10 protein-coding genes are annotated in these 13,692 nt (G+C 48.6%); 3 read left to right on the top strand and 7 right to left on the bottom strand.

Annotation, left to right across the window (positions count from 1 at the left end; all coding sequences use genetic code 11):
• Positions 1-57: 57 nt before the first annotated feature.
• Positions 58-1,860 carry a hypothetical protein gene (locus tag VJ249_02395; GenBank protein ID HKZ93418.1) on the bottom strand — a complete coding sequence of 601 codons (1,803 nt, stop codon included), beginning with the start codon at positions 1,858-1,860 and terminating at the stop codon, positions 58-60.
• 138 nt (positions 1,861-1,998) lie between these two features.
• On the opposite strand from VJ249_02395, the gene VJ249_02400 reads away from it, so the two are divergent.
• Positions 1,999-2,604, top strand: a complete 606-nt coding sequence (locus tag VJ249_02400; GenBank protein HKZ93419.1) for a QueT transporter family protein — start codon at positions 1,999-2,001, stop codon at positions 2,602-2,604.
• On the opposite strand, the gene VJ249_02405 is transcribed toward VJ249_02400, so the two are convergent.
• Entirely contained in the window at positions 2,597-5,299 is a 2,703-nt protein-coding gene (locus VJ249_02405; protein HKZ93420.1) for a DNA-directed DNA polymerase I, read from the bottom strand. The genes VJ249_02400 and VJ249_02405 overlap by 8 nt on opposite strands.
• A gap of 120 nt (positions 5,300-5,419) precedes the next feature.
• Here VJ249_02405 and VJ249_02410 point away from each other — a divergent pair, with 120 nt between their 5' ends.
• The gene (locus tag VJ249_02410; GenBank protein HKZ93421.1) at positions 5,420-6,760 is read left to right on the top strand and encodes an NOL1/NOP2/sun family putative RNA methylase; all 1,341 of its coding nucleotides are present in this window, start codon (positions 5,420-5,422) and stop codon (positions 6,758-6,760) included.
• A gap of 34 nt (positions 6,761-6,794) precedes the next feature.
• Here VJ249_02410 and speB read toward each other — a convergent pair whose 3' ends face one another.
• A complete protein-coding gene (gene speB, locus VJ249_02415) occupies positions 6,795-7,676 on the bottom strand; it encodes an agmatinase (GenBank protein ID HKZ93422.1) in 882 nt (293 codons plus the stop codon).
• 400 nt (positions 7,677-8,076) lie between these two features.
• Between speB and VJ249_02420 the strand changes: the two genes are divergently transcribed.
• Positions 8,077-8,457 carry a hypothetical protein gene (locus tag VJ249_02420; GenBank protein ID HKZ93423.1) on the top strand — a complete coding sequence of 127 codons (381 nt, stop codon included), beginning with the start codon at positions 8,077-8,079 and terminating at the stop codon, positions 8,455-8,457.
• Positions 8,458-8,463: 6 nt separating this feature from the next.
• Here VJ249_02420 and VJ249_02425 read toward each other — a convergent pair whose 3' ends face one another.
• The 4 genes from VJ249_02425 to glp (VJ249_02440) are packed head-to-tail and all read right to left on the bottom strand — an operon-like array spanning position 8,464 to position 13,596.
• Entirely contained in the window at positions 8,464-9,159 is a 696-nt protein-coding gene (locus tag VJ249_02425; GenBank protein HKZ93424.1) for a glycosyltransferase, read from the bottom strand.
• A gap of 16 nt (positions 9,160-9,175) precedes the next feature.
• The gene (locus VJ249_02430) at positions 9,176-11,080 is read right to left on the bottom strand and encodes a DUF362 domain-containing protein (GenBank protein HKZ93425.1); all 1,905 of its coding nucleotides are present in this window, start codon (positions 11,078-11,080) and stop codon (positions 9,176-9,178) included.
• The gene (gene glp / locus VJ249_02435; protein ID HKZ93426.1) at positions 11,077-12,348 is read right to left on the bottom strand and encodes a gephyrin-like molybdotransferase Glp; all 1,272 of its coding nucleotides are present in this window, start codon (positions 12,346-12,348) and stop codon (positions 11,077-11,079) included. Before glp (VJ249_02435) ends, VJ249_02430 begins: the two co-directional genes overlap by 4 nt.
• A 6-nt stretch (positions 12,349-12,354) precedes the next feature.
• Positions 12,355-13,596, bottom strand: a complete 1,242-nt coding sequence (glp, locus tag VJ249_02440) for a gephyrin-like molybdotransferase Glp (protein ID HKZ93427.1) — start codon at positions 13,594-13,596, stop codon at positions 12,355-12,357.
• Between the last annotated feature and the right edge of the window lie 96 nt (positions 13,597-13,692).

A 13,692-nucleotide genomic window follows, 5' to 3' on the forward strand; every position in this document is an offset into this window, starting at 1 on the left:
ATTGCTGCACGATAAGTATATGAATGTTGCAGAGAAACGAAAACGTCATAGGGACAGTCACGGAATGGCTAAGTTGTCAAAACCCACTACGGTCCATGTTTCGCCGCGTCTCTCAATATCTGCAACTACCATGTCGTCCTTTTTTGTTGACAGAAGCTCATACCATTGCTGAGTCGGCAAATCATTTGCATTCGCTTCAATCCACGGGTAGGTAGCGTTCGCCACTCGCAGAACCACATGGGTCACTCCGTCTCTAACATATTCTTGCGCGTCTTCTACCGTCGCCTCGAGCTTTACCGAGGTTACGGCACCGAACAGCTTTAGGAACTGAAGTCTTGTCGAGCGGACAATTTGCTCGCTGGAGAGTCCGCCTCCCGCAATGTTTGTGGTTATCGCGTTTATGTCTAGGGCGTCGATGATTGCAAAGCCTGCAAGGTAAATTGTCTCGTCAGCTGCGCCGGTTCCTTCCCTCCAATAAATCGGTATGTACCATGCGAGTCTTGAAATGCCTTCGGAAACCTCGATTGGATACAGAAGCGGCATTTCAGCGTTGTAGAAACCAGCTGCAGGCTTTGGCAGCTTTCCCTCAACGATGTCTTCAGCGGTTGTGCCTGAAATGTACTTCTCCTGTTGATAGTCGTGAAAGAACACGCCTTCCTTTGTGGCTTTGAAAACTCCGGCTAAAGTTCTTTGACTTGCGATCGGGTTGACCATAACCATGGCAACAATGTCACCGGTTTCGGGATCAACGATGTAACGCGTGTCTTCTGACATTTCAACGCGGTCTCGGCTGGGCGGGATGACCCAAAGGAAGCCGCCTGCCCAATAGTCAAAGGATTCGCCTCTTCGAAACGTGCCCCACTCGCTGATCATGCGCTCTATCCAGTCTTCATCGTAGACTTGAGTTGCCCAGTCAGGGAGAGCCTGTAGCTCCATGTAGCTTTCGATGACTTTGCCTTCGGAGTCATAAACCACGAGTCCGGCATATCTTCGCACCAAATCAAACCCAACGTTGTAACGTGCCACAACATAAACCAAATCCCTAGTTTCCGCGCTCCATGTGGGATAAGCCACGCCATAACTGTAGGTTATGTCATCCAAGTATGAGCGGAATATGATGTTACGGTCCCACCACAACCCATCGCCCACAGTGAACTCCCTTTCCACTATTTGTGGTATGGCAACAGGATCAGTTGCGTCTATTATGATGAAACCTTTCACATAGTTTTCAGCCAACACGTTGGTTGAGCTTATTACTGCTAGCCAGACTAGTTTGCCTTCAAGAGTTTTCGTAATATGCGTGTCTATGACTTTCACGTTGCTCCCAAACTCGGACATGTGCCTTCTCGCCACCGAAATGGCTAATTCCTGCGTCACCAACCGCACACGGTTGTCTGGTATTGAACCGTTAAAGGGCAAGCCTGACTTCGGCTGAATGAAGCTCCTGAAGTAATGCGCATTGCTTACACGCTGAACCTGTGTGAAGACTATTCCCACCATGGCAGAGAAGAGAAATAAAACGAAGAGAAGGGCGAGAACTTTGGGACCTATGCGAGTCGCTATTCTAAACCCTCGTCGACGTCCAAAGGAAACATGCGGAAAATTTTCCTCCTTTTCCGCAACCTCTCTCTTTCCCATAAACTGGAAAGCATATTCTAGCAAAGCGAGGAACAGTCGAACGTAGATCAGCCAGTACACAAACAGGCTAAGCGGCGTTAGTGCCCCCGCAAAAATCAAGAAAAGAAACAATCCAACTAGGAACGTTACTAGACGTGGCAGATAACGAAAATGTGCTCTTGTTGGCGGTATCGGAGCCAGAAAAACAGCTGACCAAAGCAGGAAAAACACTGACAAATTCATTATTTCACCGCCTCAACCATTTCTCCTCGCAGTTTAGGAATTTAAGACTATCACATCAAATGCATTCATTCACTTTCTACACTCTTCGGAACGCTTTTAACCAAAAGCCACGTACTGTAATGTGCGTCTGGCGGGTGAGTGGCATCATCTCCACCCGTTCCGCCAAGCAGAAAAAACACAAACCCCGGTGTAGGAGATGAGAAATTGGATGCAAGAGACGTAAGCCTATTTGCTGTTTTCACAAGCCTCTACGTTGTAATCAACATCCTTCAAGCCCTTCTAGTCGGAAACCCTTCGATCTACGGGCCGATTCAGCTTCGAGTAGCCGACTGCCTCATAGCTCTCTCAGCTCTATTCGGGTGGCCAATGGTAGCTGGTGTAACGTTGGGCGGGTTTCTTACAAATGCCTACTACTTCCTTGGTCCCGTAGATGTAGCCTTCGGGCCAATTGCTAACCTCATCGCGGCTATCCTCGTCATGACATTAAGAAAACGTAGACTTCTAGCTTGCATTGCGGGCGGAATACCTATCGGAGTAATAGTCGGCGGATATCTATGGCTCTTTTTTGAACCTCCAGACATAATTGGGCTTTCAATGCCCGTGTGGGCAGCCATGATAGTGAGCATCACTTTGAGTAGCTGGGTAGCGATAGCGGTCATAGGTTATGGTCTGCTGACAATACTTAGTAGACCCGCAATTATTGGACCGCTGAAGTCTCGAGGGCTAAAAGTGCTATCTACATGAATCGTTCCAGTTTTGTCAGTCCAATAATTTCTGTGAAGTCCAAGCCCAGCGCATCTAGTACTTGATCAAATGTGGATTGCAGATAACCCACATACTTGTCCACATCTACTTCGCTACTGGAAGCCAACTGAACGGGTTTCACATGCGGTTCCTTCACTACCTTAACAAAGCTGATCAAGTCGCCAGCTTTTAGTTCATATTTCTTCTCCTGCAGAATTTTGGCAGCCCTTACATGTTGCGGAATGGTCTTAGTGTAATGCTCTGGTGCTTCACCAAGAACTATGTTGAACGCTAAATCCTCAATTCGCTTCCATTCCCGTCTCTTGAGTTTCAGATAGCTGTCTCTAATAATGCTCTGAATCTCCTTCTTGGCGTCCTCAAAATCGTTTGGGGTCTTCACTTGGCTCAAACGGTTTTTCATAAGGTCGAAAGATTCCTTGATTAACGGTGGAGTGTGCTTCTTTTTGCCAGTCAAGCCTTTAACGTCAACCGTGCCTTCTGAAGTGACGCCTAAATAATTCTTCTTGCGGCTGCTGAAAACCGCGTAACGGTACACTTTGTCAACGTCGAGCTCCATGTGTAGTTCTTTCTCAGACCACTTGGCTAAAGAGCTGATTTGGCTATCCGACGGATTCTTCAAGAAAATGCTGTCTGTGTCACCATAGATTACTTGTATGCCCAGCTTCTGCGCTTCGTTAATGATCTGCGTGATTGAATGTCTACCCAACGCGGCTGTAGCCTCAGCTACCGGCGGGCAGTACAAATCGAAGGTTTCAGCGCCGAAGACACCATAGCTGGCGTTCAAGATGACTTTCAACGCAGCTTGGATAACGTTGTACCAGCTTCGCAGTTCGCTAGGCAAAGTTTTGTCCTTAGCTCTTGACTTGTACCATTTGACTCGCAAGTCACGCAGCGAACCAATCAAAAGGCTCTCTAACGCTTTCTGTTTTGTGCACACCCAATGCGGCGTCCCAGGTATCTTGTTCTCCTTGCACTCTTCATGTGGGCACATAATCGATTGATATCCCAAATTGTAAACCTTGATTAACGAGGGATACAAACTGGGAAAATCCATCACTGCCACATTGAAGTGCACGCCTGGAACAGGCTCAACCACGATTGCGCCCTTGTACTTCTTGCCCTTAATGATCGCCTTTGTAACAGTTTTGCCTTTAACCGCCAAAATATCATCAGTGTTCGGAATCAACATGCCCAGTTTGCGGTGTTCAAACTGCAGGAAATTACGTATCCAACGGGATACACCCTGCCGACTCACATCTTCCATAGGCATGCGACTAATCCGTGTAATGGCTAAAATCAGCTTCATGACCAAGTCGTCGTCGAAACTTGTCAGCTGCAGGGCGATTTCAGCATCCTGCAAACAATACTGAGCCAACTCAGTGTATGTTAAATCATTAAGCCCGTTGCTCAGCTCGATTTTTCTCATGCCTACCAGTGCTTTGCCTATATCGTCAAGAGTTACGTCCTTGTACTTTTGTCCAAAAGCGTAGATTTGGATGGATCTATTAAAGAAGAACTTGTAGAGATCAATGTGCACGCCATATTCTAAGAGGCAAGTTTTCCTTCCCACCTCAATCGGCACGTCGTTGGGTCTAAAACCTAGCTTCCGTGTTGCTCGGTTAAAGAGATAGTGAAGATCGAAGTCGTCGCCGTTGAAAGTAATCACAAAGGGGTAGTCCCACAAAACGTCAAAAATCCCTTGAAGCAACTCCCTCTCAGTATTGCAGTAAATCACAATCACGTCTGCCGGGATCTTAACCGTGCCTTCCCGAATGCCGGGGCGTTTCAAAAGCAGAACCCGTTTCATACCGTCGGAGCCGGTAAGGGAAGCACAATAGACCAAGTGATCTGCAAAGCGTGGATCTGGCACGCGAAAGGTAAGTTTGCCCTCGATTACAGTTGTGGGCGTCTCGACTTCGATGTCAAGTGCGACTCTTCGAAATTCGGGAACAGGATACTCCAGCAGCCTTGCCCAGTTCTCGATGGGTTGAAGGAACTCTTTGGGTTCGTTTGTGAACAGAGTCTGAATTTTCCTCACGCTGCTTTCTGCAGCTTCGTCCTTTACAGGGACAAGTTCGCCTTTCTCGACCTTGTAAATCATGCCCGGCGCCAGTTGATTGTCGTAAATGTAGTTTTGGTAGTATTTGATGGCGGCTTCCCAGACTTTGGCGGGTTGTTTCATGCCCATTTTTTCCCATTGTTGAGGAATGATGTCGCGAAGTGTGCCCTGCGGTTGACCGCCTACAGCCAACGGGTCCTTAGTTACAAGCCTTGTCAATTGCACTTCCCGGTTGAGTAACGGGTCTTTTTTTTCAACGATTTCAAAGTGGTCGAACCCGGGATGTTTAATGACCTGGTCTATCTTCTCCAGTTCTATGGGAGATAGGTTTGTCAACAGGTAGGGTTTGTGCCCTTTGTTGTCGCGCCAGAAGTAGATTCGCTGAGACTTGGGTTCATAGAGTTTGATTAAGGCTTTTCTCTGGTCGCCGTCGTACGTTGCGGAGACAAAATATGAGGCTGGAAGGTTTGGCGGGGCTTCAAAGTCTCTCTTTTGGGATCTCCTTTGCTCAAGCGGGGCGCTCACTGATGGCCTGGGCTCGGTTTTCTCTTCCGTTTTGGCTTCCGCTTTGGGCTTCGCTGCCTCAAAGTACTGGTCGAGTCTGCTTCTGCTCATTTTCTGTTTTTATCCCAACCCATATTCGGCTGACTGCCTTAAAATGTTCGCTAACACATCTCTGGCAAAACTCATATCTTGACGCATGGTTTCTGTATCCAATCAAACGGAGCAACGTCATTGCTTAAAGATGCTTGGGCACTTGCCATAGAAACCCTGAGCTGGATCGAACTGCAGAGGCTTGGAGAACGCCTCGCGTTAGCTAGAGCCTCGAAGCAACTGGCAATCCAAGATCCAAAGGTTGTTGGCTTGGCTCACAAGCTTGTTTTCGAAACTCAGCGACGCCTAAACGTCATTGACTCAGCTCTAGCTATTGCCCTGGCTCCAAAATCGCTGGGCGAATACAGACTAGGCGTTCAATCTTTTCTACGCTTGTACGCCTGCAGAGTGCTGTTCGAAAGCGCTGACCTAGAGGAAGCTGTTGCGATGGCGAGTATGGCACGCTCGATACTCGGTTGGCACCAGTTAAACGATGTTGAAGAGGCTTTAGGGAAACTACTAAGCCTCCCGCTGACCGACGTCTACAAGGGCGCTGGAGACGAGGAGACAATGGCGCTTCGAACGTTCAACCCAACATGGTTCGTGAAATATTGCTTCAAGATGCTTGGAAGAGGCCAAGCACTGAATTTTCTTGAAAGCGCTGCTCTGTCGACACCCACATTCATACGCGTCAATGCACTCAAAGCCTCGGAGGAAACGTGTCTTCAAATGCTGAGGGAGGAAGGCGTGACCTTGGAGAAGGAGCCCCTCTTGAAACATGCTTACAGAGTGGTTGAGACTCGCAAACCGTTGATGCGCACTCAGAGCTTTCGCGAAGGCTACTTTTACATACAGGACAAGGCAAGTTCTTTCGCTGCTGAAGTAGCAGACCCCAAACCGGGCGACACAGTCTTGGACATCTGTGCGGCGCCTGGAGCCAAGACCACATATCTAGCGCAGTTGATGCAGAATGAAGGCACCATTTACTCCATTGATTATTCTAGGCGGCGGATTCAGGAGTGGAAACGGGAGACCAAGAGAATGGGCGTCAAGAATTCGGTAGCAATCATTGCGGATGCACAAAGACAACTGCCAATAACCTTAGCTGCAGACCTTGTGGTTCTAGATCCGCCCTGTACCAGTACTGGAGCGTTCGGCAAAACTCCCTCAGCAAAGTGGCGCTTGACCAAGCGTTCTGTTTTCACAATGGCAGAGATTCAATGGAACATGCTTAACAACTGCGCAGGCCAAGTGAAAGATGGCGGGCACCTGCTCTATTCAACCTGCAGCGTTGCGCTAGAGGAGAACGAGATGCTGATTGAGAGATTCTTGAGATGGCGCCCAGAGTTCAAGCTTGTAACCACGACGCCTCGATTAGGCTTGCCAGGTTTTCGTGGGCTAAGCGAGTGTCAGAGGTTATACCCACACATTCATGACTGTAATGGTTTTTTTGTGGCAAAACTTGTGAAAGAAGACGCTTGACTCCTTAAGCCTCTTTTTCTCAATTCCGCTAATTTCAAGAGCTTTCAAGTACGGACAGAATCTCGAATATGGTTCTCGCAGCCTGTATGCTTGTTACACCATTGTCGTATGGAGGCGCGACCTCAACGAGGTCAAAAGCAATAATCCGTTCGTCGCAGATTTCGCTTAGCAAGTCGTAAAACATGTGCGCGCATAGGCCGTCAGGCTCAGGGTTCTGAACCGCTGGCGCGAAAGCAGGATCTAACACGTCCATGTCAACAGTCAAGTAGATTTTTTTGATGTCGCCAAGCATTTTGGAGATTTTCTCTGTAGTCTTTTTGATTCCTTCTTCTCGGATTTGCTGAGTAGTTATGAAGCTGATTCCTGCTTTCTTGGCGTAGTCTAATTCTTCCTTGCAAACCGCGCGAGTGCCTATTTCAACTATCTTGGTGGGCTTTGCTTGCTCGTTGATGCGTCTCATGAATGTAGTGTGCGAGATCCTCAGATTCATGTACTCATCTCGCAGATCCAGGTGGGCGTCGAAATCGAGTATGGCGAAGTTTTTGCCCACTGCTTGAGCTGCGCCTAAAGTAATTGTGTGTTCTCCGCCGATCAAGGCTGGAATCTTTTTGGCGCCAACGAGTTCTTTCTCGACGAGTTCAAGGCGTCTCAGCGTCTCTTTTACGTCGCTGGTTACGTGCAGGTCGCCTGAGTCGTGAAGGCGGACGTTCTCGATGTCGATTCCCGAGCGGAAACTGTAGGTTTCGATGTTCAGAGATGCGTCTCGAATAGCTAGTGGTGCGAATCTGGATCCAGTTCGGTATGTGCTCGTTATGTCGAATGGAACGCCTAAAATAACGTAAGGCGCTTGGACAAATGGCTTCTGGACACCACTAAATATTGCTGATGGTGATGAGTAGAGTTCACGATAGCTCATGCCATCTTATTGATATGTAATTGTTCTAAACTCTTTGCCCGAGTTAGCGGATGTCTGAGCGCAAATGTTAAATATGCCGTATGTCATAGTCTAAGTTGAGCAATGCCCGAAACCGTTGAGGTCAACGAAGACAAGACCCTGCGTGGATTTCTGTGAAAAGGCGTGCTCCTTTGAAGTGAACGCCCACAACATAACGGTAACTGCTGGCTCTAGCATCCGATCGAAGTAAACTGATCCTCAACGGCGGGAAATGGCGCGGGCGAGTGATTTTCTCTCTCTTCTTTCCGACTTTCCGATGAGCTCCGCGCCGTCCGCTTTCCTAACAGCACATAGCCAAGACACCGTAACAGATTTATTAATTCGCATGCACTAGCAATAGGCTAAAAAGAGGATGAACCAGTTGGCTTCATGGTTGAAGGTCAAACGTCGCGACGCTCTGCTACTTACGGTCTTCTACGCCGCCGTTGGTGTACTACAACTAGCAACATTGGCTTTAGTGGACATTAAAATGGTGTGGATAGGCATCTTGGCCATTCTAAGCCTGATCGCAGCGTACGGGTTGTTCACAGTTAAAAAGTGGGTTGTCTGGCTTGTAGTCGCCTTGTTCTTTCCGCAAGTTGTATTTGGAACAACAACTCTCTACGGCTCAATTTCGCTTTACTCATTTAGCTCAGAACTGACTCTATTACTCTTGGACGTTAGCTTGGTCGTATTCATTGTTCTTTCATTCGTCTCTTTCGTATATGTTGCAGCCAAGAGGAAAACGTTTCAACCAGCGTAAGAACGCTTAACGCACTTTCTCGTAGCGTCGCCTCTGTCTAGCTCTGAAGCTTGTCCACATGCCAGTCAGCCAAGCGACATAAAGCCTGAGTCGTCCCCATTTCTGCAGTCGTCGCGGATTCTCCACAACATAAAAGTCAAGTAGAAACAAGTATCGTCCAAATCTCAAGGCGCGTCTGACCAGTTCCTGTTCTTCAGCCACAATTATGTTTGGGTTGAAGCCACCAATTTGCTTGAAGATTGATCTCCTTATGAGCATGCAGTTACCATGGGCACCTCCCAGCCTCAACTTACTTGACGCAAAAGTCGAAAAGTTCACGAACTCGTACATCACGCGGTCTATTATGCCACCACTCTGCGGGATTTTTCGGCAGCTGACGCCCACTACGCTTTCATCCTTCATTAGTTTGGCAAACCGTTCAAGCGCATCAAAGGGCAAAAAAGTGTCGGCATCCATGAACACCAAGATCTCGCCGTGCACGTGGCGTGCGCCCTGATTTCTGGCATCTGCCGCGGAGCGGTCTGAAGCAGAAATGACTGTGTCTGCCAGTTCCTTCGAGGTTCGTGCGGTTCGATCTTGACTTTTTCCATCTTTTACTATTACTTCATAATCAGTGTAGGTTTGTTTCCTCAGAACCTGCAGTGTCTTCCTGATGTATTTCTCTTCGTTGTAGGCTGGAATAACAATTGAGAATTTCACCATTCTTTTCGACGCACGCCTACCTTCGGAGACGAAGCCGCAATTCCGTCTTGACCAATTGGGTAATGTTGTTCTTGGACAGTGTTGGACGGCTGAATTTGCATTTGACCGTGTTTATGTCTTCGCCTACGAAGTGGATTCTTTGTGGGTCTATTTCGCCCATGTTTTGCTGATGCGCTCGCCATAGAGGTTCAACGGCATACGGGTTCAATCCGGCGATTTGGCAACATGCGGCGTCAACTGTCACAGCGTTGCGACCGCTGATGATCAAGCCTAAATCCACTTTGTTGCCTAGAATTGGTCCCAAGCCTTCCATGGCTACTATCCCATCTGTTATGATCAAGTCTTGGCGAACAATCTTGTTCAGATACACGACGACTTCGGCGAGACGTGAATGAAGGTATGTTTTCTTCTGGGGAGCCACAAACCCAAACATGTTCTTCATTGCGATGGAAAGGATGACGTCCATGTTGGTTTTGAACTTTGGCACGTTGATTATGTAGTCGGCTCGCAACGCCATCTTAGGCAAAGCCAAAGTCAAGCCTGCAACTTTGTGTTCTTCCACATCATCCTTGCTAAGATTGAAGAACTCAGCGCCACATTTCTTGACTACGTCCAAGGTGCCTGTGTTTGATAGTCGTTTTTCAGCGGTGCCCGAGGCAGCGTCGGACTCGACTACTATTACATTCTTGCTTTTTTTCTTGGCGAGGTCCAAGACAGCCCCTAAGAGTTTCGGGTCGGTGATTATCATGCCGTCTGGGTTTTTCGGAAAGCAGACGTTCGGCTTGACCAACACTAGGTCGTTTTTCTTGATGCCTAAGCCGCCTAACATGTCAACTGATTTTTGCACCGTTGCGTCGATTGTGTCTCCGTTTTCACGCAGAACAACTACCGTGTCTCCTTTGAGCAGTGAAGCACATGCGTTGCCTTGGTAGCAGTCTGTCACCGTGTTCAAAGCGCGGACGAGTTCTACGCCGTCATCTACTGACACCTGCGGCTCAGTTTCTCCTTGAGCGCACTTGAGAAAGTGCAAATGCTCATTGGCATAAGAGGGATGCTTGAAACGCAGAACATCTATGTACTGACGCAGCCGTGGCCCCAGACTTATTGAGCGAGATTGACCATTTTCCGTCACAGCGATATTGTATGGCGTGCGTAGGATGTTCATTTCGATCTCGCCGTTTTCACCAATCACATCAAACTTCAATGTTGGCATAAGTCCAATCCACTTAGCCGTCAGTTCAGCTTGGGCACCATGCGCTAGCGAGGCTTTAACATCCACAACGCTGACTACGCCGCCTTTCAACTGAGGTTCAATGCAATCAACTTTCTCCAGTGGGCCGCCCAAACGTTGCACAAGATACAGCAGATGGGGAAACAGGTCTTCTAAAACGCCACATTTGGCTTGATTGCGAAAGTCCGATTTAGCTCCATAGAACTGCAAATTGGTGGCGATGCAAGCATCAATTTTCTTTATTTTCCCGATTCTGCCGCTTTCAACTACTTTGAGAGCTTCAACGAAACAAGGCGTGAAAATGAAGTTGTGCGCAGGCATGAGAAAGAGTTGTTGCGGCGCGGTTTTGCGCTGCATCTCATAGGCTTTCTTCACCGTCAATGCTTCATCAAAGGTTGAAGCAAGCGGCTTCTCACACAATACATGTTTGCCCCATTCAAGCGAGTCCATAACTACTTGAAAATGGTGTTCAGGCGGCGTGCAAACAAGAACAGCGTCAATGTCCGCCTTGGCCAGCATGCGCCTGTAATCGTCGTAAGCTTCGTCTATCTCAAACTTTTGCTTGACTTCTTCAAGTCGAGCCTGATTCAAGTCGGAGGCTGCAACCAAGTCGTAGCCTTGGATGTGCTTCAGAGAGGGCATGTGTACCGCTGTGGCGATTCGGCCGCAGCCCACAACTCCGACTTTCACTTGCGCTCTCCTCTCAATAGAGAATAATAGGTGCTGGGCTTAAACAATTCTGCATTCACGGTTGCGCCTTTCTCGACAAACTGCTGGCTCTCATGAATGACGATGAAGCCGTCTGCCTTGGACAGGGTTGTAATCGCTCCTGATAAGCCCGTGGGCACAGGTGTAGCCACAAGTTTGCCGGAACGCCCCTTGCTCAACGTGACTGTAACGTAGGTTCGTCTGCCTCTAGATGGAAAAAGCCGCTCTGGCACAGTGGCCTTCACGGTTATAGGTGGCGCTTCTTTTCTGCCAGCCATACGCATAAGGATGGGTCGCACGAAAATATGGAAGATCAACAGCGACGAAGCAGGATGTCCAGGTAGAGAGAAAATAGGCTTCCTATTTACAATCGAAATCGATGTCGGCTTTCCGGGTCGGATAGCAACCCCATATACTATCACGCCAGGCTTGCCCAACGTATTGAGAACTTTCGGAATAACGTCAGTAGGCCCAACAGACACTCCACCAGAAGTAATGACAACATCAGCAGTCTCAAGTGCTTTCCGCAGAGCCGATTTCATTCTCTCAGGCTGGTCTTGAACAATGCCCATGTTCAAAGGCTCGCAGCCACATTCCAAAACAGCACTGCTCAAAGCATGAGCATTAATATCGAAGATTTTGCCCGACGTCAACGGCTTACCAGGTTCAACCACTTCTGCACCAGTTGAAAATATAGCAACAAGCGGACGCCTATACACATCAACCTTGGCAGATCCAACAGCAGCCAGAGCGCCGATTTCATAGGTCCAAAGCTCCTTATCCTTCTTCAGTACGACTTCGTCCTTGTGGATGTCGGAGCCGGCCTTCATCACATTCTCGCCAACTGACACCGCTTGGCGAATTAGAACAAACTTGTCGTGTCGCTCCGTGTACTCAACCATAACAACTGCGTCTGCACCCACAGGTACAGGCGCGCCCGTCACAATTTCGGCTAAAGCGCCTTTCTGAATCCTCAGCTTAGGAGCTTCGCCAACGCTGACCCTTCCAACAAGCCTCAGTCTTAATGGCTGGTCTTCTTCAGCGCCAAACGTGTCCGCAGCCTTAACAGCGTAGCCATCAACTGTTGAACGGTGAAAAGGCGGAATATCAAACGCTGAGACCACATCTTTGGCTAGGACGCGGCTGTAGGCTTCCGAAAGCGAAACCACTTCGACTCCTACGGGTTTAGGCACATAGTGCCGATCTAAGATGCTCTTAGCCTCGTCCACTGACACCAGCCTTCTGAACATGTAATTTCACTTCTCCTCATCAGAGACTGAGCTGAAAAGATGCACAGTTACCATTTCTCCCTCAAGTAGGCCTTCCCTATCTTCAGGAATAATCACATACCCGTTAGCCTTAGTCAGCGAGGACAAAAGCCCTGAACCCTTTGCAACCATGGGCTGCACATTAAACGCGCCTTTGCGCAATGAAACCTTGACTCTAAGGTAAACTCGGCGTCCTAAGGCTCCCGCCACACGCCTCGAGAGTTGCGCTTGAATCATCGGGCGAGTCTCTTTTTCCGCTCCCGACAGCTTTAGCAGAGTTGGTCTCACAAACACCTCGAAACCAACAGCCGCGGCAACTGGATAGCCGGACAAGACGAAAATTGGCTTGCCTTTGAGCACTCCAAGCGCAGTCGGCATGCCAGGTCGAAGAGCAACGCCGTGTACGACGATTCCCGGCTTACCCAATTTGCTCACAACAATGGGCACAAGGTCGGCGGCGCCCACGCTTGTTCCACCAGTCGTTATAACGATGTCGGCTTTCTCTAAGCCTTCCTCAATTCTTGACGCAATGGCGTTTTCGTCATCCTTAACTATGCCCAGATACACTGGGTCAGCGTCCAATTCTCGACACAAACCGGCGATCAAAAAGCGATTAGAGTTCACAATCTGGTTCGCCGAGGGTTTTTGGCCAATTTCCACTAGCTCATTGCCAGTTGACAATGTGGCTACTCGGGGTTTTCTCACAGCTCTGACTTGGGTTATTCCAAGCGCAGCCAACAGAGCAAGATGATGCGATTGAAGTCTTGTTCCAGCCCAGACTGCCACTTCGCCTTTCTTAATATCTTCGCCCTTTTTCGAAACATTTTCGCCGGGCGTAAGAGACGCTGCTATTTCTATGGCGTTTTTTGTTGTTTGAGTATGTTCCAGCATTACGACTGCGTCGGCACCGATGGAAAGCGGGTTGCCAGTCCATATTTGTCTGCCTTGTCCCTTGCTTATGCTACTCTTAGCGGTTAGCCTGAGGACTTTGGGCTTAAGCTGAGAAGCCTCAAAAGTGTCTTCCGCCTTGACCGCATAGCCATCGACTGCGGAGCGGTCGAATTGGGGCAGATCAGTAGGCGCAACTATGTTTTCTGCAGCAACGCGTCCAAGCGCGTTCTCAATTGCGACTGGACCGGCGTTGAGTGTCTTTGGTTTGAGTGCCTTGAAGAAAACGGCTAAGGCTTCGTCTATGCTGGTGAGCTTTTCGAATCCCTTAAGCCTGACCAAATGCTTCTTCCCCGCAAGCGATTGACAACAGTGTCTAAGCAAACCAAAATTTAAACTATTTATCTGGATACGTAAGAGGTATGAGGCAACATTAAT

Source organism: Candidatus Bathyarchaeia archaeon, from assembly GCA_035283685.1.
Classification (GTDB): Archaea; Thermoproteota; Bathyarchaeia; order Bathyarchaeales; family Bathyarchaeaceae; genus DATETJ01.